The 23,439-nt window shown below is 66.4% G+C and carries 28 protein-coding genes, 3 tRNA genes and 2 rRNA genes; 12 read left to right on the top strand and 21 right to left on the bottom strand.

Annotated features, from left to right (window positions below; translation table 11 throughout):
* The first annotated feature begins 76 nt into the window (after positions 1-76).
* The 5 genes from P0D77_RS02675 to P0D77_RS02655 all read left to right on the top strand — a co-directional run bounded on the left by P0D77_RS02675 (position 77) and on the right by P0D77_RS02655 (position 4,706).
* A tRNA-Ala gene (locus tag P0D77_RS02675) sits at positions 77-148 on the top strand.
* A gap of 212 nt (positions 149-360) precedes the next feature.
* A 23S ribosomal RNA gene (locus P0D77_RS02670) occupies positions 361-3,276 on the top strand.
* 109 nt (positions 3,277-3,385) lie between these two features.
* Positions 3,386-3,507: ribosomal RNA gene (gene rrf, locus P0D77_RS02665) — 5S ribosomal RNA — on the top strand.
* Positions 3,508-3,665: 158 nt separating this feature from the next.
* Positions 3,666-3,741, top strand: a tRNA-Cys gene (locus P0D77_RS02660).
* Between the two features lie 89 nt (positions 3,742-3,830).
* Positions 3,831-4,706, top strand: a complete 876-nt coding sequence (locus tag P0D77_RS02655; protein WP_277554620.1) for a hypothetical protein — start codon at positions 3,831-3,833, stop codon at positions 4,704-4,706.
* Positions 4,707-4,864: 158 nt separating this feature from the next.
* Here the strand turns inward: P0D77_RS02655 and P0D77_RS02650 are convergent, their stop codons facing one another.
* Together P0D77_RS02650 and P0D77_RS02645 are read right to left on the bottom strand one after the other, a co-directional pair.
* On the bottom strand, positions 4,865-5,242 hold the full coding sequence (locus P0D77_RS02650; protein ID WP_277554619.1) for a YccF domain-containing protein: 378 nt from the start codon (positions 5,240-5,242) through the stop codon (positions 4,865-4,867).
* A gap of 94 nt (positions 5,243-5,336) precedes the next feature.
* Positions 5,337-5,442 (bottom strand) — tRNA-Arg (locus P0D77_RS02645).
* Between the two features lie 109 nt (positions 5,443-5,551).
* Between P0D77_RS02645 and P0D77_RS02640 the strand changes: the two genes are divergently transcribed.
* Positions 5,552-6,115 carry an AAA family ATPase gene (locus P0D77_RS02640; RefSeq protein WP_277554617.1) on the top strand — a complete coding sequence of 188 codons (564 nt, stop codon included), beginning with the start codon at positions 5,552-5,554 and terminating at the stop codon, positions 6,113-6,115.
* Positions 6,112-6,534: an RNA-binding domain-containing protein gene (locus tag P0D77_RS02635; RefSeq protein WP_277554616.1), complete on the top strand. Its 423-nt coding sequence runs from the start codon at positions 6,112-6,114 to the stop codon at positions 6,532-6,534. The genes P0D77_RS02640 and P0D77_RS02635 overlap by 4 nt, the downstream gene beginning before the upstream one ends.
* Positions 6,535-6,559: 25 nt before the next feature.
* On the opposite strand, the gene P0D77_RS02630 is transcribed toward P0D77_RS02635, so the two are convergent.
* Positions 6,560-6,997 (bottom strand): SRPBCC family protein, encoded by a 438-nt coding sequence (locus P0D77_RS02630; protein ID WP_277554615.1) that lies wholly within the window; start codon positions 6,995-6,997, stop codon positions 6,560-6,562.
* 84 nt (positions 6,998-7,081) lie between these two features.
* On the opposite strand from P0D77_RS02630, the gene P0D77_RS02625 reads away from it, so the two are divergent.
* Entirely contained in the window at positions 7,082-7,465 is a 384-nt protein-coding gene (locus P0D77_RS02625) for a secondary thiamine-phosphate synthase enzyme YjbQ (RefSeq protein ID WP_277554614.1), read from the top strand.
* A gap of 18 nt (positions 7,466-7,483) precedes the next feature.
* On the opposite strand, the gene P0D77_RS02620 is transcribed toward P0D77_RS02625, so the two are convergent.
* Both P0D77_RS02620 and P0D77_RS02615 read right to left on the bottom strand, forming a co-directional pair.
* The gene (locus tag P0D77_RS02620; protein WP_277554613.1) at positions 7,484-8,041 is read right to left on the bottom strand and encodes a magnesium transporter; all 558 of its coding nucleotides are present in this window, start codon (positions 8,039-8,041) and stop codon (positions 7,484-7,486) included.
* On the bottom strand, positions 8,042-8,635 hold the full coding sequence (locus P0D77_RS02615) for a magnesium transporter (RefSeq protein ID WP_277554612.1): 594 nt from the start codon (positions 8,633-8,635) through the stop codon (positions 8,042-8,044). It lies immediately after the preceding gene.
* A gap of 89 nt (positions 8,636-8,724) precedes the next feature.
* On the opposite strand from P0D77_RS02615, the gene surE reads away from it, so the two are divergent.
* Positions 8,725-9,621: a 5'/3'-nucleotidase SurE gene (gene surE, locus P0D77_RS02610; protein ID WP_277554611.1), complete on the top strand. Its 897-nt coding sequence runs from the start codon at positions 8,725-8,727 to the stop codon at positions 9,619-9,621.
* An 11-nt stretch (positions 9,622-9,632) separates the two neighbouring features.
* Here surE and P0D77_RS02605 read toward each other — a convergent pair whose 3' ends face one another.
* From P0D77_RS02605 to P0D77_RS02595, 3 genes are all read right to left on the bottom strand, one after another.
* The gene (locus tag P0D77_RS02605) at positions 9,633-10,874 is read right to left on the bottom strand and encodes an MFS transporter (protein ID WP_277554610.1); all 1,242 of its coding nucleotides are present in this window, start codon (positions 10,872-10,874) and stop codon (positions 9,633-9,635) included.
* A 75-nt stretch (positions 10,875-10,949) separates the two neighbouring features.
* Positions 10,950-11,270, bottom strand: a complete 321-nt coding sequence (locus P0D77_RS02600) for a cupin domain-containing protein (RefSeq protein ID WP_277554609.1) — start codon at positions 11,268-11,270, stop codon at positions 10,950-10,952.
* An 89-nt stretch (positions 11,271-11,359) separates the two neighbouring features.
* Positions 11,360-12,751: a signal recognition particle protein Srp54 gene (locus P0D77_RS02595; RefSeq protein ID WP_277554607.1), complete on the bottom strand. Its 1,392-nt coding sequence runs from the start codon at positions 12,749-12,751 to the stop codon at positions 11,360-11,362.
* Between the two features lie 154 nt (positions 12,752-12,905).
* On the opposite strand from P0D77_RS02595, the gene P0D77_RS02590 reads away from it, so the two are divergent.
* The gene (locus P0D77_RS02590; RefSeq protein WP_277554606.1) at positions 12,906-13,550 is read left to right on the top strand and encodes a LysE family translocator; all 645 of its coding nucleotides are present in this window, start codon (positions 12,906-12,908) and stop codon (positions 13,548-13,550) included.
* A 33-nt stretch (positions 13,551-13,583) separates the two neighbouring features.
* Here P0D77_RS02590 and P0D77_RS02585 read toward each other — a convergent pair whose 3' ends face one another.
* Positions 13,584-14,747, bottom strand: a complete 1,164-nt coding sequence (locus tag P0D77_RS02585; RefSeq protein WP_277554605.1) for a peptidase — start codon at positions 14,745-14,747, stop codon at positions 13,584-13,586.
* Positions 14,748-14,859: 112 nt separating this feature from the next.
* Here P0D77_RS02585 and hisG point away from each other — a divergent pair, with 112 nt between their 5' ends.
* On the top strand, positions 14,860-15,711 hold the full coding sequence (gene hisG / locus P0D77_RS02580; protein WP_277554604.1) for an ATP phosphoribosyltransferase: 852 nt from the start codon (positions 14,860-14,862) through the stop codon (positions 15,709-15,711).
* A gap of 110 nt (positions 15,712-15,821) precedes the next feature.
* Here the strand turns inward: hisG and P0D77_RS02575 are convergent, their stop codons facing one another.
* The 4 genes from P0D77_RS02575 to P0D77_RS02560 all read right to left on the bottom strand — a co-directional run bounded on the left by P0D77_RS02575 (position 15,822) and on the right by P0D77_RS02560 (position 18,181).
* Positions 15,822-16,229 carry a nuclear transport factor 2 family protein gene (locus tag P0D77_RS02575; RefSeq protein WP_277554603.1) on the bottom strand — a complete coding sequence of 136 codons (408 nt, stop codon included), beginning with the start codon at positions 16,227-16,229 and terminating at the stop codon, positions 15,822-15,824.
* Between the two features lie 95 nt (positions 16,230-16,324).
* Entirely contained in the window at positions 16,325-17,269 is a 945-nt protein-coding gene (locus P0D77_RS02570; protein ID WP_277554602.1) for a CPBP family intramembrane glutamic endopeptidase, read from the bottom strand.
* Positions 17,266-17,607, bottom strand: coding sequence for a DUF7473 family protein (locus tag P0D77_RS02565; RefSeq protein WP_277554601.1), 342 nt, complete (start codon positions 17,605-17,607; stop codon positions 17,266-17,268). The genes P0D77_RS02570 and P0D77_RS02565 overlap by 4 nt, the downstream gene beginning before the upstream one ends.
* Before the next feature lie 13 nt (positions 17,608-17,620).
* Complete coding sequence (locus P0D77_RS02560) at positions 17,621-18,181, bottom strand: TATA-box-binding protein (protein WP_277554600.1); 561 nt, start codon at positions 18,179-18,181, stop codon at positions 17,621-17,623.
* 120 nt (positions 18,182-18,301) lie between these two features.
* On the opposite strand from P0D77_RS02560, the gene P0D77_RS02555 reads away from it, so the two are divergent.
* Positions 18,302-19,270: a methyltransferase domain-containing protein gene (locus P0D77_RS02555; RefSeq protein WP_277555839.1), complete on the top strand. Its 969-nt coding sequence runs from the start codon at positions 18,302-18,304 to the stop codon at positions 19,268-19,270.
* A 12-nt stretch (positions 19,271-19,282) separates the two neighbouring features.
* On the opposite strand, the gene P0D77_RS02550 is transcribed toward P0D77_RS02555, so the two are convergent.
* The 8 genes from P0D77_RS02550 to P0D77_RS02515 form a co-directional block, all read right to left on the bottom strand.
* A complete protein-coding gene (locus P0D77_RS02550) occupies positions 19,283-19,510 on the bottom strand; it encodes a DUF6199 family natural product biosynthesis protein (protein WP_277554599.1) in 228 nt (75 codons plus the stop codon).
* A gap of 85 nt (positions 19,511-19,595) precedes the next feature.
* Complete coding sequence (ftsY, locus tag P0D77_RS02545; RefSeq protein ID WP_277554598.1) at positions 19,596-20,753, bottom strand: signal recognition particle-docking protein FtsY; 1,158 nt, start codon at positions 20,751-20,753, stop codon at positions 19,596-19,598.
* 3 nt (positions 20,754-20,756) lie between these two features.
* Positions 20,757-21,239, bottom strand: a complete 483-nt coding sequence (pfdA, locus tag P0D77_RS02540) for a prefoldin subunit alpha (protein WP_277554597.1) — start codon at positions 21,237-21,239, stop codon at positions 20,757-20,759.
* Positions 21,236-21,412: a 50S ribosomal protein L18Ae gene (rpl18a, locus tag P0D77_RS02535; protein ID WP_277554596.1), complete on the bottom strand. Its 177-nt coding sequence runs from the start codon at positions 21,410-21,412 to the stop codon at positions 21,236-21,238. The genes pfdA and rpl18a overlap by 4 nt, the downstream gene beginning before the upstream one ends.
* A 190-nt stretch (positions 21,413-21,602) precedes the next feature.
* Positions 21,603-22,268, bottom strand: a complete 666-nt coding sequence (locus P0D77_RS02530; RefSeq protein WP_277554595.1) for a translation initiation factor IF-6 — start codon at positions 22,266-22,268, stop codon at positions 21,603-21,605.
* A 6-nt stretch (positions 22,269-22,274) separates the two neighbouring features.
* The gene (locus tag P0D77_RS02525) at positions 22,275-22,550 is read right to left on the bottom strand and encodes a 50S ribosomal protein L31e (protein WP_277554594.1); all 276 of its coding nucleotides are present in this window, start codon (positions 22,548-22,550) and stop codon (positions 22,275-22,277) included.
* Complete coding sequence (locus P0D77_RS02520) at positions 22,551-22,703, bottom strand: 50S ribosomal protein L39e (protein WP_277554593.1); 153 nt, start codon at positions 22,701-22,703, stop codon at positions 22,551-22,553.
* A gap of 124 nt (positions 22,704-22,827) precedes the next feature.
* Positions 22,828-23,316 carry a hypothetical protein gene (locus P0D77_RS02515; RefSeq protein ID WP_277554592.1) on the bottom strand — a complete coding sequence of 163 codons (489 nt, stop codon included), beginning with the start codon at positions 23,314-23,316 and terminating at the stop codon, positions 22,828-22,830.
* Positions 23,317-23,439: the final 123 nt, after the last annotated feature.

Genomic DNA, 23,439 nt, shown 5'->3' with positions numbered 1-23,439 from the left:
ACCTTTCAGGTCCGGTTCCCGACGCCAATCGGGCACCTTCGAACTATCGAGGCTCGCTTCACCCCCTGATGGGGGTGGGCCCATAGCTCAGTGGTAGAGTGCCTCCTTTGCAAGGAGGATGCCCTGGGTTCGAATCCCAGTGGGTCCATGTCTTCGGGGTTCATCGTGAACCGTGTGCCTTATACGGCAGACGGCGATACGATAAATCCCGACGCAAGACCGATGCACCATCCCGCGAGAGCGGGGATGGGAAGGGTTGAGCACGCTCGCGTGACACCCACGTGACGTGCGATGACGACCGTATGTACGTGCAATCCAGACGTCCACTGGACCCGTTCACCGGGTCACAGTGTACCATCAGTCAATTGGCTACTGTGCCAACTGGTGAATGGCTCGGCTCGAGAGCCGAAGACGGACGTGCCAAGCTGCGATAAGCCGTAGGGAGCCGCATGGAGGCGAAGAACTACGGATGTCCGAATGGGAATCCCTCTACAATTGCCTTGCGCAATGGGGAACGCTCCGAATTGAAACATCTCAGTAGGAGCAGGAAGAGAAATCAATCCGAGATGTCGTTACTAACGGCGAGTGAACGCGACACAGTCCAAACCGAAGCCCTCACGGGCAATGTGGTGTTAGGGCTGATACCAAGCAGTTCGAGTTCGTGAGAAGTCTCCTGGAACGGAGCACGATACAGGGCGACAGTCCCGTATCACGAACACGGCCTGCGGATCAGTTCCCAGAGTAGCGGGGGTTGGATATCCCTCGTGAATATCTCAGGCATCGACTGAGAAGACTAAACACTCCTCGAGACCGATAGCGAACAAGTAGCGTGAGCGAACGCTGAAAAGCACCCCGAGAAGGGCGGTGCAATAGGGCCTGAAATCAGTTGGCGATAGAGCGACGGGGCTTAAAAGGCCTCACTCAGAATGACCGAGACGCGAGTCTCCAGTAAGACGAGTGAGGAGCCGAAGTTCCGTCGTGCGTTTTGAAAAACGAACCAGGGAGTGCACTTTTCCGGCGAGTCTAACTCGATTATCGAGGAAGGCGCAGGGAAACCGACAAGGCCGCAGCATTGCGAGGGCCGCCGTGTTCAAGCGCGGGGAGTCGGAAGGGTGCGACCCGAAACCGAGTGATCTACTCCGAGGCAGGGTGAAGCGTGCCGAAAGGCACGTGGAGGCCCGTTAGTGTTGGTGTCCTACAATACCCTCACGTGATCTTGGAGTAGGGGTGAAAGGCCCATCGAACTCGGCAACAGCTGGTTCCGACCGAAACATGTCGAAGCATGACCTCTCCTGAGGTAGTTCGTGCGGTAGAGCCACCGATTGGGAGACCCGCCTCCGAGAGGAGTCGGCCTCCCTGTCGAACTCCGAACGTACGAACGCCGCTGACGGAGGGAGTCCGGTGTCCCGGGGTAAGCTTGGGCACCGTGAGGGGAACAACCCAGAGTTAGGTTAATGACCCAAAATGTGGATTAAGTGTAATCCTCTGAAGGTAGTCTTGAGCCCTAAACAGCCGGGAGGTGAGCTTAGAAGCAGCTACCCGCTAAGAAAAGCGTAACAGCTTACCGGCCGAGGTTCAAGGCGCCCAAAATGAACGGGACTCAAATCCACTTCTGATACCTAACCGCCCTCTTCACCGAGGGATCGTGTAGGTCGGCGTACTGTGTGGATGGAAGCTCGGGCTAGAGCTCGCGTGGACCACTCAGTAACGACAATCCTGGTCACAGTAGCAGCGATATTCGGGTGCGAACCCCGAAGGTCTGAAGGGTAAGAGTTCCTCGGCACTGCTAATCAGCCGAGGGTTAGCCGATCCTAAGTCCGGCCGTAATTCGAACCGGACGAACGGGTAACTGGTTAATATTCCAGTGCCATCACGCACTGAAAGTCGACACCTCCGGAACCGTCTAGCTGGGCACTCGCCCAGTCGAACTCGTGAATTCCGTGGAAGCCGTAACGGCACGAAGCGGAAGAAGACGAGGATAGCGCAAGTAGGCGTTACCAGGGGTCCGTGAAAAGACGAGCGTGATGTTCGTATCGAGATCCGACACAGGTACCCTGGCAGAGCAAGCCAAGACCAACGGGAGCAACCGACGTTAGGGAATTCGGCAAGTTAGTCCCGTACGTTCGCAATAAGGGATGCCTGCCCTCTACGGGGCAGGTCGCAGTGACTCGGTGGCTCCGACTGTCTAGTAACAACACAGGTGACCGCAAATCCGCAAGGACTCGTACGGTCACTGAATCCTGCCCAGTGCAGGTATCTGAACACCTCGTACAAGAGGACGAAGGACCTGTCAACGGCGGGGGTAACTATGACCCTCTTAAGGTAGCGTAGTACCTTGTCGCTTCAGTAGCGACTCGCATGAATGGATCAACGAGAGCCACACTGTCCCAACGTTGGGCCCGGTGAACTGTACGTTCCAGTGCGGAGTCTGGAGACCCCCAAGGGGAAGCGAAGACCCTATAGAGCTTTACTGCAGGCTGTCGCTGGGACGTGGCCGCTAACGTGCAGGATAGGTAGGAGTCATTACACAGGTATCCGCGCCAGCGGACCACCGAGACATCACTGAAATACTACCCGTTAGTGGCTGCGACCCTCACTCCGGGAGGAGTACACCGGTAGCCGGGCAGTTTGACTGGGGCGGTACGCGCTCGAAAAGATATCGAGCGCGCCCCAAGATTTCCTCACGCGGGACAGGAACCCGCGGAAGAGCGCAAGAGCACAAGGAAGTCTGACAGTGTCATTCCAAGCGAGTGACGCTGACGCGAAAGCGTGGTCTAGCGAACGGATCAAGGGCCTCAATGGCCCGGATTTACGACAGAAAAGCTACCTTAGGGATAACAGAGTCGTCACGCGCAAGAGCACATATCGACCGCGTGGCTTGCTACCTCGATGTCGGTTCCCTCCATCCTGCCCGTGCAGAAGCGGGCAAGGGTGAGGTTGTTCGCCTATTAAAGGAGGTCGTGAGCTGGGTTTAGACCGTCGTGAGACAGGTCGGCTGCTATCTATTGGGGGTGTTACGGTACTTGACGAGAACGTTCGTATAGTACGAGAGGAACTACGAATGGTTGCCACTGGTGTATCGGTTGTCCGAGAGGGCAGCTGCCGAGAAGCTACGCAACACGGGGTAAGAGCTGAACGCATCTAAGCTCGAAACCCACTTGGAAAAGAAGTACCACTGAGGTCACTCGTAGAAGACGAGTTCGATAGACTCGGGGTGTACGCGTCGAGGCAACGAGACGTTCAGCCCGCGAGCACTAACAGACCAAGCCACACTCATATGCACTGGGACCCGTGAACGGGTCCAGGCGTTACCTGGATTGCACGTACATTACGGTCGTATAGACCGACGTTGGCACTACATCGGATCGTTCCCGATGGTCGGCCTTCGGGCGGCCATAGCGGCGGGGGCACACCCGTACCCATCCCGAACACGGAAGTTAAGCCCGCCAGCGTTCCGGCCAGTCCTGGAGTGCGAGAGCCTCTGGAAACACCGGTTCGCCGCCCACCACTCATACTTCAAGCCCACCAGCACCGCGCTGGTGGGCTTTCTTCATTTACAGACAGCCACACTCGTGGCTCACCACTCGTGAGCGACAGCGCCCGCTTGATCGGAGACGGGGTAATCCGCTAGGCTTAAACGCTTCACACGACTCAGTTCGAACTGCGCCAAGGTGGCAGAGTCCGGCCATACGCATCTCCCTGCAGAGGAGAACCACGCCGGTTCAAATCCGGCCCTTGGCTTCTTTTGTATCGACCGCGCGACCGCGTAGCCGCGCAGTCACGTTCGCGGAAAGAAAACGGTTAAACTCCGGGCGACCCGTCATCCCGATATGCAACGACGCGCCGCGGCCATCTACGTCGCGTTCTTCCTCGTCGTGGGGGCGGCCTCGTTCTCGCTCATCGCAACAGCGAGTGCGCCACAGCTCTCCTTCGAGAACCCCGAACACGAACTGGGTCAGGGTGACTCGTTCACGCTGAACGGACAGGAGTACACCGTCTCCGGAATCTCCGCTGAGATGGAGGGTGGTGACGGTGGCGGCCACGGTGGCGGTGGCCAAGCCCACCTTGTGCGCTCGGGGACCATCGAGTTCACCAACGAGTCGGCTCGCTACACCGTTGAGTGGGCCAACGGCTCGACTGTCACCTACGAAGGTACCGACTGGGCCGTGACGACCGACAACGCTTCCAGTTCGGTCACGCTCGTTGAGAGCATCGACCGAGCGGCCATCCTCCAGAACGACACCGACGTCGAGAACGAGACGACGACCGTCGACGGGACCGAGTACGTCGTCGAGCGTGCGGGCGACAACGGAAGTCGCAACCTGATCCCCGTCGACGAGTACTTCCCCGAACCGGACACGCGCGAGTACGAAGTCGGTGACGAGGTCGACAACATCGAGAACAATACCGCGACCGTGGACTCGGTGACGCCCGAGGCGGCGACGCTCACGTACACCGCACCGCGGACGAACGAGATCTCTGTCGCCGACAAGGCGCAGGTGACCGTCGGTTCGACGCAGTACTTCGCGTACTTCCCGGACAACTCCACGATGGTGCTGTCGACGAACTTCGAGACGTACGAGCAGTACCAAGACGAGACCGCGATGCAGACCCGGATGACGAACGGACTGTGGGGCATCACCATCCTCAGTGGCGTCTCGGCAGTGTTCCTCATCGGCCTCGCGTACCTGCCGTCGCGATACTGAGACCGCTGTCCAAGCCCACACGACCGACCTTCTCTTTCACTCCAACTGTCCGTCGACTCTTGAGCGGCCGCGCTCCCGTTCCACTCGGGCCGCTGGTGCTGTGTGCCCAGCGGCCAACTCCTACGTCTCGCTGAACAGCGAAGTCGCTCCGTCGTCGTTCACCCGTCGAAGCGGTACAGCGACGTGACGTACGGCAGGCGGTTGAACATCCAGTAGGCGACTGGCAGGCCGACGACCGTCACCGCGAGGAACGCGGCGACGTTCGCCCAGATGAAACTGAGCCACCAGCCAACGAGGACGAAGTACGCGCCGCGGACGACGAGCGAGCGCTGTCCACGACCCGACTCTGGCGCCGACAGCGCCCGGGGCTCTTTCAACGTCAACACCGTGGGAACGAGGTTGACGAGTTTGATTCCGATCGGAATCCCGATGATCGTCGCGTTGAGGAACCACGCGGCGTTGACCACGATTGGCGTGGCCCACCAGCCGACGACGACGAACCACAGGGCGCGTGTCAGGAGTGACCGTTGTGTCATACCGAGTAGAACGCGCCGCGCCGGTGAAGGTCTTGTCCTGCGGGCGACGACACGACGCGGGTACGGTTGCTCACGATGTTCGCGACACGGAACACGGGCGCGACGGGATTTGAACCCGCGACCGTCGGATGGCTCCCCGCGCCGGAAGCCCGGTGCGGTTAGAAGTCCGACGCTCTGAATCCGGACTGAGCTACGCGCCCTCGGGCCTATGGTATCGTGGCGGTGGTCAAAAACGGCGCGGTCGCGGCCGCGCGAATCGCCGTCGCTCGTCTCGCAGGGTTTAATCGGGCCACTAGCGAACCACGGGTGATGCGAGTCATCGGAACGGTCGGCCTGCCCGGAAGTGGGAAAGGCGAGGCCGCCGCGGTCGCCGAAGAGGAGGGCGTCCCCGTAGTCACGATGGGGGACGTCATCCGCGCGGAGTGTCGCGACCGCGGGCTCGACCCCGCGGAACACCACGGCGCGGTCGCGAAGGCGCTGCGCGAGGAGAACGGCCCAGCCGCCATCGCCGAGCGGTCGCTCCCGCTCATCGAGGCTGCCGCCGCCGACGCCACGGGCGACGCCGTCCTCGTCGACGGCCTCCGTGCGCCCATCGAGTTGGAACGCTTCCGCGAGCGATTCGGCGACGACTTCACGCTCGTCGCCATCACCGCGCCGTTCGACGTGCGGGCGGAGCGACTCGGCGCGCGCGGCCGCGACGAGTCGGATATGGACATTGAGGCGTTGAAAGACCGCGAGGCGCGCGAACTCGACTTCGGGATGGGCGAGGTCATCGACGCAGCAGACGTCACCATCGACAACACCGACACACTCGAGGCGTTCCGCGAGCGCGTTCGCGGCGTCGTCGCCGGGACAGCGGAGGTGCGCGAATGACGACCGTCTACAGCGTCGACGCCCGCATCGAAACGCCGGTGCGCGACACCGAGGTCACCGACCGTGTGCGCGACGCCGTCGAGACGCTGTTCCCGAACGCGGAGTTCGTCTCACAACCTGGGAAACTCGTCGCCGAGACGCACACGTTGGACGCCTTCTCGGACAAACTCCACGAACAGGAGATTCTCGACACCGCTCGCCGCGAGTTCGAGCGCAACCGTACGGAAGGTGGCTTCACGTTCAGCCTGAAGAAGCAGGCGGCGTTCCAGGGCGTCATCAACTTCGCCGTTGGCGAGGCGGACGAACTCGGCGACATCGATGTGACTGTCGACGTCCGCTCGCCGTCGCCCGAGGAGTATATCGACCACCTCGCGCCGCCGACCGAAGACGGGACGCCCATCGACCCCGACCGGCGCTGAGGCGACCGGACCGCCGAGACGCGTCTCACCGACCGAGTTCGAGTCTGTCGCGGAGGTTTTCCAGTGTCGTCCGCAACTCGCGCTCGTTGTACCGGACGGCGATAGGTTCGGCGACCTTCCCGAGCACGCCGCCGGGGAGGTCGTACTCGGCGGTGTACGTCACATCCGTCGCGCTGTCGACGGCCTCGAACGTCCACGTCAGCGTCCCCGAGAGGTCGCCGTCCATCTCGAAGACAATCCGGTTGTTCTCGGCGTACTCGGGCGTCTCCATCGTCCCGGTGAGAGAGACGCCGACCATCTTGTAGGTGTAGTCGAGTCGCTTCCCGCCGTTGTCAAGCGGTTCGACGTTCGAGACGGCGGTGATGCTCGGCGTCATCTCGACGTGGTTCTCGGGGTCGTCAACGTGTGCGAACACCTCGTCGACGGGGGCGCCGACCCGGACCGTGTGGCTGACTACGACCATATCTGTGTGGAGGGCCGGGAACAGCAAAGTCGCTGTGGCGGACCCCGCGGTGGGTGTTTTGGCGGTCGGCGACGGACGGAGCGTATGGAGACGTTCATCATCGACACCGACGGCCACACCGCCGTCCACGACGTGACCGACCGCGTGCGCGCGGCAGTTCCCGCCGACGCGACCGGCACCTGCACCGTCTTCTGTGAACACACCACCGCCGGCCTCGTGGTCAACGAGGCGGAGCGGCGACTGCTCGACGACATCGAGCGGTTCGTCGAGAGTCTCGCGCCCGACGAGGGATGGGCACACGACGAACTCGACGGCAACGCGGACTCGCACCTCCGGGCGCTCCTGTTGGGCGAGAGCGTCACCGTTCCGGTCGTCGACGGCGACCTCGCACTCGGTCGCTGGCAGTCGGTCCTCCTCGTGGAGTGCGACGGCCCGCGCACGCGGACGGTCCGTGTCCTCCCGGAGTGAGTCGTTCGCGCCTGATGCTCACGCGAACACGAGGACGGCCGCGAACAGGACGACGACGCCGAGGACGTCACAGACGTTGGTGACGACCGGGATGACCACGTCGTCGGGGTCGAGCGAGAGGCGGTAGGCCGCGTAGGTGGCGACGAGGGTGACGCCGACCGCGAGCACTGCGAGTGTGACGCCAGCAGACAACGCCACCGTGAGCACGGTCCACGCCGAGAGCGTCGGTTCGTCGACGAGGCCGGCGAGTGCCCACGCGCCGAGGCCGATGACGGGAAACAGCGTCACTGCGAGGGCGACCGTGGCGATGGCGTTGCCCGCGAGTTCGTCGTCGCGCGGGTCGAACGAGAGCGTGCCCAGATGGAACGCCGTCGACAGTCGCGCGGCGAGGATCGAACCCAGGTTCCCCGCGGTGCCGATGGTGACGGGGACGAGGACGAGCAAGGACGGCGAACGGAGGAGTCGGTCCTCAAACGCCCCAAGAACGAGACCGGAGCCGAGTTCGACCACCGTGAGGACGAGCAAGACGGGTAACATCGCGCGGGTGATGGCGCGGACAGTCCAGTCGGTCGGCATCTACCCGCCACCTCCGAGAAGGCCGGCGGCCGCGAGCGCGGTCCGCGCGGCCACCAACAGAAACAGGACGCCGAACACGTCGCCGGTCGTCGTGACGATGGGACCGACGAGCGTGTCGGGGTTGCGCCCGCGGCGATACCCCGCGAACACGACGACGACGACCACGACGGTCAGCGCAGTCCCCGAGAGGAGGCCAGCGATGAGTGCGATGCCGACCAGCATCGGGAGCGGTGCGACCGGCGCACCGAGGACGGTGAGGATGACGAACGCGAGGACGGCCGCGACTGTCGACGCGAGCAGACCGTTCACGAGGGCGGCGGTGGCTGCACGCCGGAGGCGTTCGTCGCCGGCGCGCACCCGGGGTTCGACGAGGCCCTGGTGGAGGCCGGTGGAGACGCGCGCGCCGAAACTGCCGTAGACGTTCCCGCGGGTCGCGAGGAGAGCGGGGACGAGGACGAGCAACCCCTCGACGGCGCGCAGTTCTGCGCGCATCCCGCCGAGGACGACGCCCGCGAGGAGACCGCCGACGAGACTGGCCGCGAGCGCCGGCAACGCCTCGCGGTACGCCTTGCGCGCGGTCTCACGGATTCCCATCGACTCACCCGACGTGCCGGCGTGACAAAAGTCGGGTGCCCGCGGCGGGGACCGACGCGCACTTGCCCGGCGCTTCCGTGGCTCCGGTAATGACCGATTCGAAGGTGCTGTTGACGAACGACGACGGCATCGACGCCGCCGGCCTCGCGGCGCTGTACGAAGAACTGCGCGCCGTCGCGGACGTGACCGTGGTCGCGCCCGCGGACAACCAGTCCGGCGTGGGGCGTGCACGCTCGCGCGCGGTCGACGTAGACGACCACGAGTGGGGCTACGCCGTCCACGGGACGCCGGCCGACTGCGTCGCCTACGCGTTGCGTGCGATGGAGACGGAGTTCGATCTGGTCGTCTCCGGATGTAACCACGGCCCCAACTGCGGCGAGTACATAATGGGTCACTCGGGGACCGTCGGCGCGGCCGTCGAGGCGGCGTACCTCGGCGTCCCCGCACTCGCCGTCTCGGCGTACCACCGCGAGGAGTTCTTCCCGCCCGAGGGGTTCACCTTCGAGGCGCCGGCGCGTATCACCCGACTCCTCGCCGACCACGTCCTCTCCGAACCCGATGCCGACGACGACGACGCATCCCGGCCGCGTGCGGAGTTGGCGGAGGCCGACTACCTCTCGGTGAACGCGCCGATGAGTGCGACCAGCGGCGACCTCCGCTTGACGGAACCGGTCGAAGACTACGGCGTCGAGGTGCGCGAGGCGACCGACGAGGAGCGCGAGCGACACGACGGCGACTGGCGCCTCGAATCCGACTTCTGGGCCCGCTTCGAGTACGCTGGGCGCAACCCGACGCTCGCGGACATCGGCGGATCGTACCCCGCGTGGTCCGACCGCGCGGCCGTCGTCGCCGGCGACGTGAGCGTCTCACCGCTCCGTATCCCGCAGACGCCGGTCCACTCGGAGGGTATCGACGACCTCGTCGCGGCGGTCAACCGCGCGTGGACGGCCGAGTGCACGGAAGGGGCCGCCGCGGACGACGACTGAGTCGTTCCGAGTTACCCCGCTGACCCATCGACGACGGCGACGACGCCGGTACCGACGACGGCGGCGACCATCGCCGCCGCCAGCAGGCCGAACGCCGCGCCGAACCCCGTCGCGTCTGCGACCCACCCGACGACCGCCGGGGCAAGCGCGCCCGCGCCCATCAGCAGTGTCCGGACGACACCGAGGCCGCCGCCCGCAGACGACTCCGGGATGACCGCCGAGAGGTACGCCCCGCGGACCGGTCGGAAGCCGTGACAGCCGAGGCCGAAGGCGACGACGGCCGCACCGACCGCGAGGACGCCCGAGAACGTCAAGAGCGCGGCGAGACCGGCGGCTCCCAGCGCGAGCGTCGCCGCAATGACCGGGAGTTGTCCGACGCGGTCGGAGAGGTCGCCCGTCACCAACTGAACCAGCGAGACGACGAACAGACCGCTGTACAGCAGGGAGGCGGTCGTCTCGGGCAGACCGGCGGCGTCGGTGAGATACAGCGGGAGGAACGCCACTGCACCGTTGTACGCGAACGAGAAGCAGATGGTGACGACGACGAACGCGGTGAACGCCGGGCGACGAAACAGCGCGAGGTACTGGCGGACGCCGCCCGACCCCTCAGTGCTCGCGTCGTCGTCGGCCGCCCCCTCCGCACGCGGAACGCGTCGGAGGAACACGGCGGCGAGACCGCCGGCGGTGACGGCCCCAACGAGAAACAGCGTGTGCCAGTCGACGCCTGCCACTTGGACGCCCGCGACCGTCACACCCGTGACCGCGACGACAGCGGCGGGGGCGGCGACGCCGCCGAACGCGCCGAACGTGTCGAGGACGCCCAGCGCCCGCCCAGTTCGTGCGGGGTACAGTCGCGAGAGGAGGCGGACGGCGACGGTCTTGTGTGCGCCCGTCCCCACCCCGACGAGCAGCATCCCGCCGCCGATGACGGCGAGGGCGAACGCGTCGGGGACCGGGACCGCGAGGACGAGCGCTCCCGTGCCGGCGACGCCGACGCCGGCGACGATGACTTGGCGCGCGCCGACGCGGTCGGCGAGTGCGCCGCTGGGGAACTGCATCAGCGCGTAGACGGTCATCATCGCGGTGAACGCGAGACCGAGTGCGGCGTTGGAGACGCCGAACGTCTCGCGGAAGGTGGGGAACAGCGGCGGAAATGCGTAGCGGAGGAACTTCGCGAGGAACCAGATGAGCGCCGTCAGCGCCAGCACGTCGTAGTCGGCGAGCGTGCGCAGGCGTGACCCGTCGGTCCCCATTCGGTTCGGGGGAGGTCGTTCGGCGTGAAAAGCCGCGCGGAAGCGGCCGTTCGCGCGAGCGACGCGCTCGCGTGCCTACGGAGCGCCGACGAGGACGAACGTGCTTTCGGCGTCGCCGTTGTGGATCTGCCGCGTCGCGCCCGGGTCGATCCGGATCGCGTCGCCGCCGGTCATCTCCACGTCTTCTCCGTCGACGGTGACGGTCGCCTCGCCCTCGACGAGGACGTACACCTCCTCGTGGTCACCCTCGGCGTGGTCGTGTTCCTTCCCGGTCCACCCCGGCTCACAGTCGACGACGGTGACGCCGACGTGCTCGCACCCGAGGGCGTCGCGGAGGAAGTGCATCCCGCCGCCGACGGCGTCGACGTCGCGGTAGTTGACAGTTGCGTAGCTCACACCAACTGTGTCAATGTATGTGAACTAATAGGTGCCGTCGGTCACACGGCGACCGACGCTGACGGTGCGACGGTGCGCCCGGTGACGCGCTATCCGAACGGCCCCATCCCGCCGAGGCCGCCACCGCCGCCGCCACCGCCCTGCTGTTGGAGTTTCTTCATCATCCGCTGCATGTCGCCGTCGCCCATATTGCCGAACTGGTCCATCGTCCGCTTCATCATCCGGTGTTGTTCGAGCAACTCCTCGATGCGGTCTTCGGGGACGCCCGACCCGCGGGAGATGCGCTGGAGGCGGTCGCTCTTGATGACCTTGGGGTTCTCCAGTTCCTCCTCGGTCATCGAGTCCATCGCGATCTCGAACGAGCGCATCCGCTCTTGCGTCACGTCCATCGCGTCGTCCGGGAGTTGGTCCATCAGGCCGCCGCCGAGGCCGGGGATCATGTCGAGGACCTGGTCAAGTGGACCCATCTTGTCCATCGCCTTCATCTGGTTTCGCATGTCCTTCAGGGTGAACTCCCCTTTCATCATGTCCTCGGGGTCCCAGTCTTCGTCCTCTTCGGTCTCGGCCATCGCACGCTCGACCCGTTCGGACAACTGCTTCAGGTCGCCCATCCCGAGCAGTCGGGAGATGAAGCCGTTCGGCTCGAAGCGCTCGATGTCTTGGACCGTCTCGCCAGCGCCGAGGAACGCGATGGACGAGCCAGTCTCGTTGACCGCGGTCAGCGCACCGCCACCCTTCGCGGTCCCGTCGAGTTTTGTGATGACGACGCCGTCGATGCCGATGGACTTCTCGAACTGGCGGGCCTGCTCTTTCGCGCCCTGCCCGATGGCGGCGTCGAGGACGAGCAGCGAGCGGTCCGGTTCGACCACGTCGTCGATCTGTTCAATCTCGTCGATCAGGTCGTCTTCGAGGGCGTGGCGACCCGCGGTGTCGACGATGCGAACGTCGGCGTCTGCGGTCGCTTCCAGCCCCTCACGAGCGATCTGGACGGGGTCGTCGCAGTCGGGGTCGCCGTAGAACTCCACCTCGGCGTTCGCGGACATCTGTTTGGCCTGGTCGTACGCGCCGGGGCGGAAGGTGTCCGTCTGGATGACCGCCGGGCGCAGGCCTTTCTTCGAGAACCACCACGCCATCTTCGCGGCGGTGGTCGTCTTCCCCGACCCCTGGAGGCCGGCGAGCATAATCGTCTGCTCTTCGAGGGGAATCTCGGTCGACTCGCCGATGAGTGCAACCATCTCCTCGTAGACGATCTTGAGGACGTGGTCGCGGGCAGTCGTACCGCCGGGCGGGTCCTCGTTGAGCGCCCGGTGTTTGATGCTGTCCGAGAGGTCCATCACGAGGTCGACGTCCACGTCGGCCGACAGCAGCGAGCGCTGGATCTGCTTGACGACCTCCTGCACGTCCTCCTCGTCGATGCGGGACTTCCCGCGGAGCGTGTCCATCGTGCCCCGGAGAGAACTCCCAAGATCGTCGAGTACCATTGGTCTTGCCTGCCCGTAGCAGTCCGAGCGGTAAAGGCTTCCCTGTCGCTCGACGCGACGGCCCCGGTGGGGATTTGGCGCAGTTCCGGCGCGATGCCGACGTGACGCCGCCCGGCACCGAAACGCCTTCACCGGCCGCCGCGAACGCCGACGCGTGTTCGGTCTCGACGCCCCCACGCTCGCCGCGTTCGTCGTCGCCGCGGGAGCGCTCGTGCTCGTCCCCGGTCAGGACACGCTCGTCGTCCTGACGCGGGGGTTCGCCTCCTCACGGGCAGGCGTCGGTGCGGCACTCGGCGTCGCCACGGGCGTCCTCGTCCACGCGACGGCGGCAGCGCTCGGCCTCGCGGCCCTCTATCGGGCGGTGCCGACCGCGGCGACCGTCGTGACGCTCGGGGGCGCGGCGTATCTCTGTTGGCTCGCGGTCGACACCGTCCGAAGCGACGCGTTCGACGCGACCGATCCGGACGCCACGACCACAGACACGGCCCGGACCGACGGCGGCACCGGCGGCGCGGTCGAAGGCTACCGGCGCGGTCTGCTCACGAACGTCGCGAACCCGAAGGTGGCGCTGTTCTTTCTCGCGTTCCTCCCCGGTTTCGCGGGCGAGGGCGAGACGATGACGATGCTCCTGTTGGGGCTGGTGTACGCGCTCCTCGCGGCGGTGTACCTCTCTGTCGTCGGGTCGCTCGCAGGTCGGATCGGAGCGATGGTGGCCGGACGAGCGGCCTGTGTCGTCCGGTTCGGCTCCGCCGCGGTGTTGCTCGCGCTGGCGGCGGCGCTCGTTCTGCGAGCGATCTGACCCGAATCCCAGCAACTCCCAGGCGAAGGCGGGCTACGCGTCTCCGTCTGTCGTTTCTGCACGCTCGCGGAGGCGGTCGATCCGGTCGCCGAGCGGCACTGACGCCGAAATCGGGTTCGGAATCCGGCGACGCGACGGCTCCAACGAGTGGAACGCCGCCCACCGTGCGAGCGCGTCTGCGACTGCGGCGGGGCCGACCCGTTCGGCAGCGACGTCGTCGGCGATGCGAGTCCCGCGACGAGCGAGCCAGAGACCGACGAGGAGCGCAACTGGCGCGAGAGCGACGAACGTCCAGTTCACTGTCTCGCCCGAGAGGCCGAACGCTAGCGGGACGGCGGCGGCGACGACGCCGGACATCCGGCGCAACATCGACCGCGAGTGGACGCGTCCGGCCTGAATCGCCAGCAACGCGACTGCGGTGTCGTCTTCGAAGGCGTCGAGGAACGTGCTCGTCACGAACAGGTATCGGCGCGGCCCGAGGCCGCGGACGTGGGCGCTCGCGTTCGCCTCCTCGTCGGTGTCGATGACGCGGACACCTCGGACGCCATCGTCCCCGACGCCGTCGCCGAGGCCGGCGTGGTCGCGAAGGTGGTCGATCCGGTCGCCGACTGCGCCGCGTGGGCGTTCGGTCGTCCGCACGGCGGTGATGACCCACGGCGACGCCCCGGCGAGGATGACGACGAACAGGGGGAGTCCGACCCCGACCACGAGCCCTGGCGATCCGCGGTCGATAGCGACTCGGAAGACCGTAAACACAACCGCGAAGACGGCGCTGATGCCGAGGAGGTACCGCGTCATCGACGCGGCAGCGCCGCGCCGAGTCAGGTCGATGTCGCGCGCGTCGGCGACGCCGCCGACGGTCGGCAAGTAGGCGACGAGGACGACACCGCTCGCGGCGAGGGCGGTGAGAAACTCGGCGGTCGCCATCTCGACGACCGAGAGCGCGCCGGTGACGGCGAGGAACGGGTCAGTGACCGCGAGTCCGAAATCTCCGACTGCGAGGGCGCCGTAGGCGAACAACCCCAACGGGAAGAGGAGCGCCTGATACAGGAGTCGATACGCCCGAACGGGATTCGACAGGCGACGAGCGACGGCGCTCCCGACGCCGCCGCCGACGAGGCCGACCGTACACAGAAGCGTCCACACGACGAGCGCGAACCCGAGCCGCGGCGACCCGGCCGACTGGAGGGGGACCATACACCCGGATGCCTGTCCGCGTGTCAAAGCGCTGTCGCTCCAGGTCGTCCGGGCCGGGCGTCCCGGCGTCCGCGAGGGAAAGACAGTAGGCCGCCGCCCGCAACCTCCGGCTATGCGCATCGCCGTCCCCAACAAGGGCCGTCTCCACGACCCGACCATCGAGGTGCTCGAACGCGCGGGCCTCCACATCGAGAACACCGCCGACCGCCAACTGTACGCCGACACGGTCGACCCCGACGTGACCGTCCTGTTCGCGCGTGCCGCCGACATCCCCGAGTACGTCGCCGACGGCGCCGCCGACATCGGCATCACCGGCCTCGACCAGGCACGCGAGTCGGGCCACGACCTCGTCGACCTCCTCGACTTGGGCTTCGGTCGCTGTCGCCTCGTCCTCGCGGCCCCCGAAGACGGTGACATCACCGATCCCGAGGACGTGGCCGGGCGCACCGTCGCCACCGAATTCCCACGGATCACTCGCGACTACTTCGAGGAGAAGGGCATCGACGCCGAGGTGGTCGAGGTGACGGGCGCGACCGAACTCACACCGCACGTCGATATGGCCGACGCCATCGTCGACATCACCTCGACGGGGACGACGCTGCAGGTGAACCGCCTCGCAATCGTCGACGAGGTGCTCGCGTCCTCGGTGCGCCTGTTCGCCCGGCCGGACGTGGCTGATGATGCGAAGGTGCAACAGATCGTCACCGCCTTCGAGTCGGTCATCGCCGCCGAGGGCAAGCGCTATCTGATGATGAACGCGCCGCGCGAGCGACTTCCGGACGTGAAGGAGGTGCTGCCGGGGATGGGCGGCCCGACCGTGATGGACGTCGCCGACGGCGAGACGGACCACGTCGCCGTCCACGCGGTCGTCGACGAACGGCAGGTGTTCGAGACCATCTCCGAGTTGAAACGCGTCGGCGCGAGCGACATCCTCGTCACCGAAATCGAGCGTCTCGTGGAGTAACGGGGCGAACGCGGTGGCGACGCTTCTCGGTTGGTTCGGTCAAACGCAAAATTCGCATCGACGACCGTTTCTGGCCGGGATGTCGCCGTCCGTCAGGTCTGCCGTCTCGCCTACTCGCCGTACGCCCGTTCCCACGCGTGGGTGTCGGTGTAGTTCTCGAACCGGGTCATCTTCCCGTCTTCGAACTCGCACACGTGCGCGAACTTCGCGGAGAGTGAGTTCCCCGTCTCCGCCACCACGCCCTCGTTAGATCCGAGCACGACGACGGTGTCGCCGTCTTCGATGAACCGCTCGGTCTTCGCCTCGAACGTCTCCATTCCCTCCATCACCGGCGCGAAGACGTTCGCGAGGATCGCGTCGGGGCCGCGGTGGGTGCCCGCGAACCGTGACCCGTCGTGTTCGATCCACTCGGCGTCGTCCGCCATATTGCTCATCACTGTCTCCAGATCGCCGCTGTTGAACGCGTCGTACATCGCCCGTGCAGTCTCGATGTTCTCTTTCGTCGCTGCGCTCGCCATCGTGTTACACCAACAGTGCGATACGTTCGCTGAGGCGAAATACGTGGTTGCAGGATACTATCGGCTGGGCGACGACAGAATGGCTCGCAAGCAAATCACTCCTCGCGCCAGCGCAGGTCCGGCACGAGGAGACGCGGGTCGACGCCGCCGTCACCGCGATAGCGTGCCCACGCGACCGTCGCGGCGGTGCCGACGACGACCGCGCCGAATCCGAGGAGGCCTGCCTCGGGACCGAACGACCCGCCGGTGAGGAGGGTAGGCCCGGTCGGGTCGAGGTCGACGAGCGCCACGTCGATACCGAGGCCGCTGACGGAGAAGCCGTACAGCGCTCCCTGTGCGGCGTTCCACGAGATGTGGACGCCGACCGGGAACGACAGCCGCCCGGTGAGGACGAAGCCGACGCCGAGAAACAGGCCGGCGGCGGTGATACCGAGCGTCGACGCAAGCGACGCGCCGGGGTTGCCCGCGTGGAGGACGCCGAACACGCCCGCCGACGCGAGCAACGCCCCCCCGACGGCGACCCGGTCGCCGGCGAAGCGGAGACCTTCGGCGACGTTGACTAAGAGGAGGCCGCGTGCGAACAGTTCCTCGTACACGCCGACGGCGACGAACACGACGAGAATCGAGACGGCTCCGGCGGCCGTGCCGACGAGTGTGTCGGCGACGCGGAACCACCCGGCAGCGAGGCCGACCCCGGCGACGAGCGTCTGGAGTGCGACGCCGAGGGCGAGGCCGGCGACCAGGTCCGCGAGCCATCCGCGTTCGCGGCGCAACCCCAAATCGGCGATCCGTCGCCGGTCGACGACGTGTGCGACCACGAGCGTCGCACCCGCGACTGCGACCATCGGCAGGACGGTTCCCCACGGCGACGACAGCCCTGCGCCGACGGCGACGAGCGTTCCGGCGACGAGTGAGAAGACGATAGCGAGTAGTCCGACCAACAGGCGAATTGGCGTACGTGGTCGGCGTTCGGCGGCGTTCCACACGGCCGAGCGGAGGCGGTCGAACAGGCGGTCGTAGAGGCGGCCCCGCTGACTCATCCTGGTGCGGTCTGATACACTGCCAACAGGGTGTTGATACCGAGCGCCGCGAGTATCGTCAGCGTGTAGTGGATCGCGGTGATCATTGCGGTGCCGCGCCTGTTGAGGCCGTACGCGAGATACACCATCACGAAGTCGACGACGAGGGCGATGGCGATGACGGCGGCCGTCGGCAACACTGCCGCGGTCAGGCCGACGAGCGCCATCGCGACGCCCGGCGGCACCGCCTGTCGGAGTTCCGCCTCGTTACCGAGGACGTAGTAGGCGGCGGTGTTCGCGAGCAACGTTGACAGGAGTGCGATGAGGAGGAAGCCACCGAGGATAGTGACCGCAGACAACTGAAGCAACACGTTACCCGAGCAGACCCAGTTCCGAGAGGCGGTCGGAGATGACCTCGACGGCCGCTTTCGCGTCCGACGGCTGTTTGCCTCCGGTGATCACGAGCTTTCCCGACCCGAACAGGAGGGCGACGACGCTCGGTTCGTCCAGACGGTAGACGAGGCCGGGGAACTGTTCGGGTTCGTACTCGATGTTCTCCAAGCCGAGGCCGATGGCGATGGCGTTGAGATTGAGGCTCTTCCCCAAATCCGCCGAGGTGACGATGTTCTGGACGGTTATCTCGGGGTCGTCCTCGATGGGAATCTCCAACTCACGGAGTTTGTCGAAGACGATGTGCAGTGCCTCGTGGACCGCGTCGGTGCTCTTTGCCCCCGTACAGACGATCTTTCCCGAGCGGAAGATGAGCGCCGCGCTCTTGGGGTCGGTCGTCCGGTAGACGAGACCGGGGAACTGTTCGGGGTCGTAGTCGGCACCCTCCAAGTCCATAGCGACCGTCTGGAGGTCCAACTCCAGGCCGATCCCCGTCGACGCGACGACGTTCTCGATGTTGATCGACTCGGTGGGGTCAGCCATTCGTACGTGGAAAAACGGTTTAAACGCTTAAAGTAGTACCGCCACGCCCGATGCCAGTTCCACGCGCGGTCGGATCCGGACGTTCAAGCGGGCCGGCCCCAATCTCCGTGCGTGTACGGCTTGGAGTTCGCCGGTGAAGAAGACGCGTTCGCCGCACGCGAGGCGAGCGCCGCCGCCGCAGGGATCGAGGCAGTCGGCCCCGGAATCGCCGTCGCCGACGCCGTCGACCCCGACCGGGTGCGCGGCCTCGCGTACACTCACGCGGCGGTGGACCTGTTGGGTCGGGGCGACGCCGACCCCGCCAGCGCCCGCGCGGTCGTCGAAGCCGCGAGCATCGAGCGCACCGGCACGGTCGCCGTCCGCGCCCGCGTCGTCCGCGACTCCGCCGACGTCTCCACCGCGACGGTCGAACGCGAGTGTGGCGCGGCGCTGGTCGACCGCGGCTTCGACGTGGACCTCGACGACCCCGACCACACGCTCCGGGTCGTCTTCGGCGGCGACACCTGTCTCGTTGGCTGGGTCGTCGCCAAGTCCGTCCGCGACTTCTCGACGCGCCGCCCCACTGACCGCCCCTTCTTCCAACCGGGGAGTATGGCCCCGATGGACGCCCGCGCGTACGCCAACGTCGCCGGCGCGGGGCCGGACGCGACGATACTCGACCCGATGTGCGGGACGGGCGGCGTCCTCATCGAGGCGGGTCTCGTCGGCAGCGACGTCGTCGGCAACGACGCGCAAGCGAAGATGGCCCGCGGCGCACGCGAGAACCTCGCGCACTACCTCGGTGACGACGTCGACCACGGCGTGATCCGTGGCGACGCGACCGCCCTCGCCCTCCGCGACGACGCCGTCGACGGCGTCGTCTTCGACGCGCCGTACGGCCGGCAGTCGAAGATCGCACGTCACAGTCTGGACGACCTCGTGTCGGCGGCGCTGTCGGAGGCCGCCCGCGTCGCCCCGCGCGGCGTCCTCGTCGCCGACCGCTCGTGGCGGACCGAGGCGCTCGACGCCGGGTGGCGCGTCACCGACACCTTCGAGCGCCGCGTCCACCGCAGTCTCGTCCGCCACGTTCACGTCCTCGAACGGGAGTGACCGAGCGACGGACTACAGCAGGCACGTGACCGCCGCGCCGCCGCCGACCAGCGCGAACGCTGCGCCGACCAACCGGGTGAGCGCAACGTTCCAGTCGGCGGGTTCGACCGGGCCGCTCGGATTGCGGCCGATGGCGTCGACGATTTCGAACGCCTTCGTCAGTGTGTACGGCCGCGCCGTCGCGAGCAGTCCGAGCGGAAAGCAGACGACGGCGAGAAACAGGTAGTTTGGAGGGCACATAGCCGGCAGGTCACGAGTCAGATCGATAAACGGATCGCTCGTCGACGGATGCGTCGAACGCCGAGAAGTCGTGACCGGCGGGCGATTACTCGTCGTCGCCGAGCAGCGAGTCGACCAGTTCTTCGGGGTCGAACAGTTGGATGTCGTCGTATCCCTGCCCGACGCCGAGGAAGAGGATAGGCTTGCCCGTCACGTACGCGATGGAGATGGCCGCGCCGCCTGAGGAGTCGGCGTCGGCCTTCGTGAGGATGGAGCCGTCGATGGCCGCGGCGTCGTTGAACTCCTGTGCCCGGCGGACGGCGTCCTGTCCGGCGACGGCCTCGTCGACGAACAGCGTGAGGTCGGGGTCGACGACGCGGTCGATCTTCTCCAACTGCGCCATCAGGTCGTTGCTGGTGTGCAGGCGACCGGCCGTGTCGCCGAGGACGACGTCGATGTCGTTGGCCTCGGCGTACTCGACGCCGTCGTAGATGACGGCGGCAGGGTCGCCACCCTGTTCGTGGGCGATGAGTTTCCGGTCGAGCGCCTCCGCGTGCTCGCGGATCTGCTCGTTCGCGCCGGCGCGGTAGGTGTCGCCGTTCGCGAGGACGGTGGAGTAGCCGCGTTCTTCGAGCCACCGCGAGAGTTTCGCGATGCTGGTGGTCTTGCCGACACCGTTGACACCGGTGAACACGACGGTCACGGGCTTGTCCGCCTCCGCGATGCGCTGTTCGAAGTCGAACTGCCCGACGCTGATGACTTCGACCAGTGCGTCGTGCAACGCGTCGGTGACGAGTTGGTTCGTCGTCTCCACCTGCGCGCGCGTCTCGCCGACCATCTTCTCGCGGACGGCGTCGAGGATGCGGTCGGCGACGCTCATCTCCACGTCACTGGAGAGCAACGCGAGTTCGAGGTCCTGAAGGGGTTGTTCGAGGTCTTCCTCCTCGATGATGACCTTCCCGGTGGCGAACGCCGCCGCTCGCTTGAACCGTCCCGGGCCTGACGAGGAGCCGTCGTCGTCGGTCAGATCCGGTGTCGGGTCTGCCTCCGTCTCGTCGACATCAGTGTCGACGTCGGCAGCGGCGTCCTCGGGGTCGGCCGTCGCGGCCTCGGCGGCCGGTTCTGCTTCGGGTTCTGCGGACGCATCGGCTTCAGCGTCGGCTTCGGCTTCTGCCTCGGCCTCAGCTTCCTCGGCTTTCTCCTCGACTTCCTCGGCGGCGTCCTTCCGGAACGAGGAGAGCTTGTCCTTCAGGCCGTCGAACATTCCTTACTCGTCCCCGTCGTCGGCCTCGTCGGCCATCTGCTGCATCTGCTGCATCTGCTGCTGCTGCATCTGCTGTTGCATCTGCTGGGCCTGCGCTTCGAGCTGCTCGCGCTCTGCTTCCAGGTCCTGCTTCTCCTCGTTGACCTGTTCGACCTGCTCGTCGAGCGCCTCCTTGCGGCGTTCGAGCGTCTCGACGGCGTCGTCTTCCTCCTGCTCTGCGGCGTAGTCGGCACCGAGGCTCACGATGATCTCGTCCATATCGAGAATCTCCGCGCGGACGTGCGCGCCGCCACCCAGCGGCACCTGCACCGTCGAGCCGTCGTCGAGGTGGCCGATGGCCTCGATGGCCTCGTCGATATCACGCTGCTCCTGTCGGAGGTCGTCGACGTCGCCTTCGAGTTCTTCGATCTCGCCCTCGATGGCCTGAATCTCCTGAGAGATCTGCTGGAGCTGCTGCTGACCCTGACCGCCGCCACCGAGACTCATTCTGCCACCACCTCGCTGATCTCGATCTGGGTGCGGTTCAGGTTGTGCTCGGCACCGAACTTCGAGAAGATGTGTTCGCGCGCGACGTTTTCGTTCACGGCGTCGATCGACCGCGTGAACGTCTGCATCCCGTCACGGGTCTTGAACTGGCCGCTAACAGTGAACTGGCTCATGTGGGCGAAAAAGCGCCCGCGAGCGGGAAGTACCTTCCGACTCGGGTATCCCACGGGCGCTGTCGGCTCACTCTGTACGGGGACGCTTCTTTCGTCCCCTCACTCCGTTCGGCGACGCGCTTTCCGTGGGCGGAACGGCACGAAGACCGTTCCGCCGGCCTGTCGAGACCTCGCTTCGCTCGGTCTCGCGCTACTCAATGAAGCCGAGCGTATCGTCGATCCGACCGAGTTCCGGCCCGGTCGTCTCCTCGCCGACGGCGTAGCCCTCGTCGTTAGCAAGCAGTCCCGACCCGACCAGCGGCGCGCCGTAGTTGACGGTGCCGAGGTCGGCGTACACGTTCAGGTGTTCTTCCAGCGCTTCCAGTTCCGGTTCCTCGCTGTGCGGGTGACAGAGGACGCCGGTGTTGTTGGCGACGGCGGCGGTGCCGACGGTGTTGACGCCGCCGAGCGTTCCGCGTTTCACCGGCACGTCGAGCGTCTCTGCGACGGTGTCGACGGCGTCGTCCGCGAGGTCCGGGTGGACGTACGCGCCGTAGTCGTTCGCGAGTACGACGTTGCCGGCGGCGTTCAGTTTCCCTGGCAGGCGGGCAACTGGGTCGCCCGTGGCCTCGGCGAGGGCGTCGAGTTCACGGTCGGTCGCCTGTCCGGAGACAAGCGTACCGTTCTCGTTGCCCGCGGTGAGTGCGCCGACGGTTCCGGAGCCACCAACGGTCGTCCGGAGCACCTCGACGCCGAACTCGTCGGTGAGTTTGTCGGCCAGGTCGTCGTCGACGTCGGGGCGCACGATGAGGCAGTCGCTGGCCGCGTGCGCGTAGACTCCGACGTACGACGATCCGGCGAACGAGACGCGAAGCACGCCGTATCAGGCCGGCTCCGCTTCGACGACGACCTCGCCGTCCTCGTCGAATCGGGCCGCACGGAGGCGGACCTTCGCCGGCGGCTTCGAGCGACCGCGTTCCCAGACGGTCTCGTTGACCGCGGGGTCGAGACGGACGTCGCCCTCGTCGACCGAGAAGTGCTTCGCGAGGTGGGCACGGATGAGCGACATCGCCCTGTCGCCGCGCTCTTGGCTCGGGGCCTGCTTCGCTTCGCGCAGCGGAACCGTGACGACGCGCTCCTCGAAGTCGTTCGCGCTCATTTACTCGTCGGTGTCCGAGCGCCGCCAGTTGCGTCGCTTCGGGTTGCGGGTCACTTCCATGTCGGTCTTCATCATCACCCACGCCGGAACGCGGCTGTTCTGCCGCTCCAGCTTGGCGAGGCGCTTCTTCTTCGCCTTGGACTTCTTGGTCATGGTATCTGGCCGATTTGCTGCGAGAACTGAAAACCCTGTCCATCCGGCCGCCACGCACGACGCGTGCGCGACAGGACTCCCACCGCAGTGCTGCGCGTCGGTCGACTCCTGTGCCACCGTGTTTTTACAACCCGGCCAGCGACCCCAGCCCCGCCCCCAGCGCCGCTGCGAGCGCGCCCCCGAGGACGACTCGGACAGCCGCCTCGGTCACGTCGCGACCGACGAGTCGCACGCGGAGGCCGGCGACGACGCCGAGTTCGACGGCGACGACGCTGACCGCGAGCACGTAGCCGACCGTCCCGCCCACGAGCATTGACAGCGACGGGAGCGCGCCCGCGAGGAACGCGCCGCCGCCGCCGAACGCCGCGCGTCTGATCTGTTCGCTCCCCACCGAAAGCGCGCCCTCGTCGTCGCGAGCGGCCGCAAGCGCCGCGTGGACCGCGATGCCGACGGCGGCCGCGAGGCCGACCAACCCGGCAGTCCACCCGTCGACGGCGACCGCCGCGGCGAACAGGGGCGCGGGGACGACGACCGCCCCGGCGGTGAGACCCGCGAGTGCAGGCTCGCTCACCCGGTAGCGCAACGTCGTCCGCGTCTGTCCGCGTGGCCGCATTCGCTCGTCGTACTCCGGGATACGGAATAAAACCGCCGCTGGCGGCGGGTCGCGGCTGACGGCGACTCACCGGCACTGCCCCACGTCGAGGACGAAACGGGCTTGTCGCTTCCGGCCTGTGTT

The organism is Halobaculum limi (genome assembly GCF_029490015.1).
Classification (GTDB): Archaea; Halobacteriota; Halobacteria; order Halobacteriales; family Haloferacaceae; genus Halobaculum; species Halobaculum limi.
This window is presented reverse-complemented; position numbering and strand designations above follow the sequence as displayed.

Excerpts from the sequence above, each read along its gene's own strand:
- P0D77_RS02575 (WP_277554603.1), bottom strand. The coding sequence starts at position 16,229 with ATGGCGAGCGCAGCGACGAAAGAGAACATCGAGACTGCACGGGCGATG.
- P0D77_RS02620 (WP_277554613.1), bottom strand. The coding sequence starts at position 8,041 with ATGCCGACCGACTGGACTGTCCGCGCCATCACCCGCGCGATGTTACCC.
- P0D77_RS02515 (WP_277554592.1), bottom strand. The coding sequence starts at position 23,316 with ATGCGGCCACGCGGACAGACGCGGACGACGTTGCGCTACCGGGTGAGC.
- P0D77_RS02615 (WP_277554612.1), bottom strand. The coding sequence starts at position 8,635 with ATGGGAATCCGTGAGACCGCGCGCAAGGCGTACCGCGAGGCGTTGCCG.
- P0D77_RS02560 (WP_277554600.1), bottom strand. The coding sequence starts at position 18,181 with ATGGCTGACCCCACCGAGTCGATCAACATCGAGAACGTCGTCGCGTCG.
- P0D77_RS02650 (WP_277554619.1), bottom strand. The coding sequence starts at position 5,242 with ATGACACAACGGTCACTCCTGACACGCGCCCTGTGGTTCGTCGTCGTC.
- P0D77_RS02635 (WP_277554616.1), top strand. The coding sequence starts at position 6,112 with ATGACGACCGTCTACAGCGTCGACGCCCGCATCGAAACGCCGGTGCGC.
- P0D77_RS02550 (WP_277554599.1), bottom strand. The coding sequence starts at position 19,510 with ATGTGCCCTCCAAACTACCTGTTTCTCGCCGTCGTCTGCTTTCCGCTC.
- P0D77_RS02570 (WP_277554602.1), bottom strand. The coding sequence starts at position 17,269 with ATGAGTCAGCGGGGCCGCCTCTACGACCGCCTGTTCGACCGCCTCCGC.
- ftsY (WP_277554598.1), bottom strand. The coding sequence starts at position 20,753 with ATGTTCGACGGCCTGAAGGACAAGCTCTCCTCGTTCCGGAAGGACGCC.
- rpl18a (WP_277554596.1), bottom strand. The coding sequence starts at position 21,412 with ATGAGCCAGTTCACTGTTAGCGGCCAGTTCAAGACCCGTGACGGGATG.
- P0D77_RS02595 (WP_277554607.1), bottom strand. The coding sequence starts at position 12,751 with ATGGTACTCGACGATCTTGGGAGTTCTCTCCGGGGCACGATGGACACG.
- surE (WP_277554611.1), top strand. The coding sequence starts at position 8,725 with ATGACCGATTCGAAGGTGCTGTTGACGAACGACGACGGCATCGACGCC.
- P0D77_RS02655 (WP_277554620.1), top strand. The coding sequence starts at position 3,831 with ATGCAACGACGCGCCGCGGCCATCTACGTCGCGTTCTTCCTCGTCGTG.
- P0D77_RS02605 (WP_277554610.1), bottom strand. The coding sequence starts at position 10,874 with ATGGGGACCGACGGGTCACGCCTGCGCACGCTCGCCGACTACGACGTG.
- pfdA (WP_277554597.1), bottom strand. The coding sequence starts at position 21,239 with ATGAGTCTCGGTGGCGGCGGTCAGGGTCAGCAGCAGCTCCAGCAGATC.
- P0D77_RS02625 (WP_277554614.1), top strand. The coding sequence starts at position 7,082 with ATGGAGACGTTCATCATCGACACCGACGGCCACACCGCCGTCCACGAC.
- P0D77_RS02520 (WP_277554593.1), bottom strand. The coding sequence starts at position 22,703 with ATGACCAAGAAGTCCAAGGCGAAGAAGAAGCGCCTCGCCAAGCTGGAG.
- P0D77_RS02630 (WP_277554615.1), bottom strand. The coding sequence starts at position 6,997 with ATGGTCGTAGTCAGCCACACGGTCCGGGTCGGCGCCCCCGTCGACGAG.
- P0D77_RS02585 (WP_277554605.1), bottom strand. The coding sequence starts at position 14,747 with ATGGTCCCCCTCCAGTCGGCCGGGTCGCCGCGGCTCGGGTTCGCGCTC.
- P0D77_RS02640 (WP_277554617.1), top strand. The coding sequence starts at position 5,552 with ATGCGAGTCATCGGAACGGTCGGCCTGCCCGGAAGTGGGAAAGGCGAG.
- hisG (WP_277554604.1), top strand. The coding sequence starts at position 14,860 with ATGCGCATCGCCGTCCCCAACAAGGGCCGTCTCCACGACCCGACCATC.
- P0D77_RS02525 (WP_277554594.1), bottom strand. The coding sequence starts at position 22,550 with ATGAGCGCGAACGACTTCGAGGAGCGCGTCGTCACGGTTCCGCTGCGC.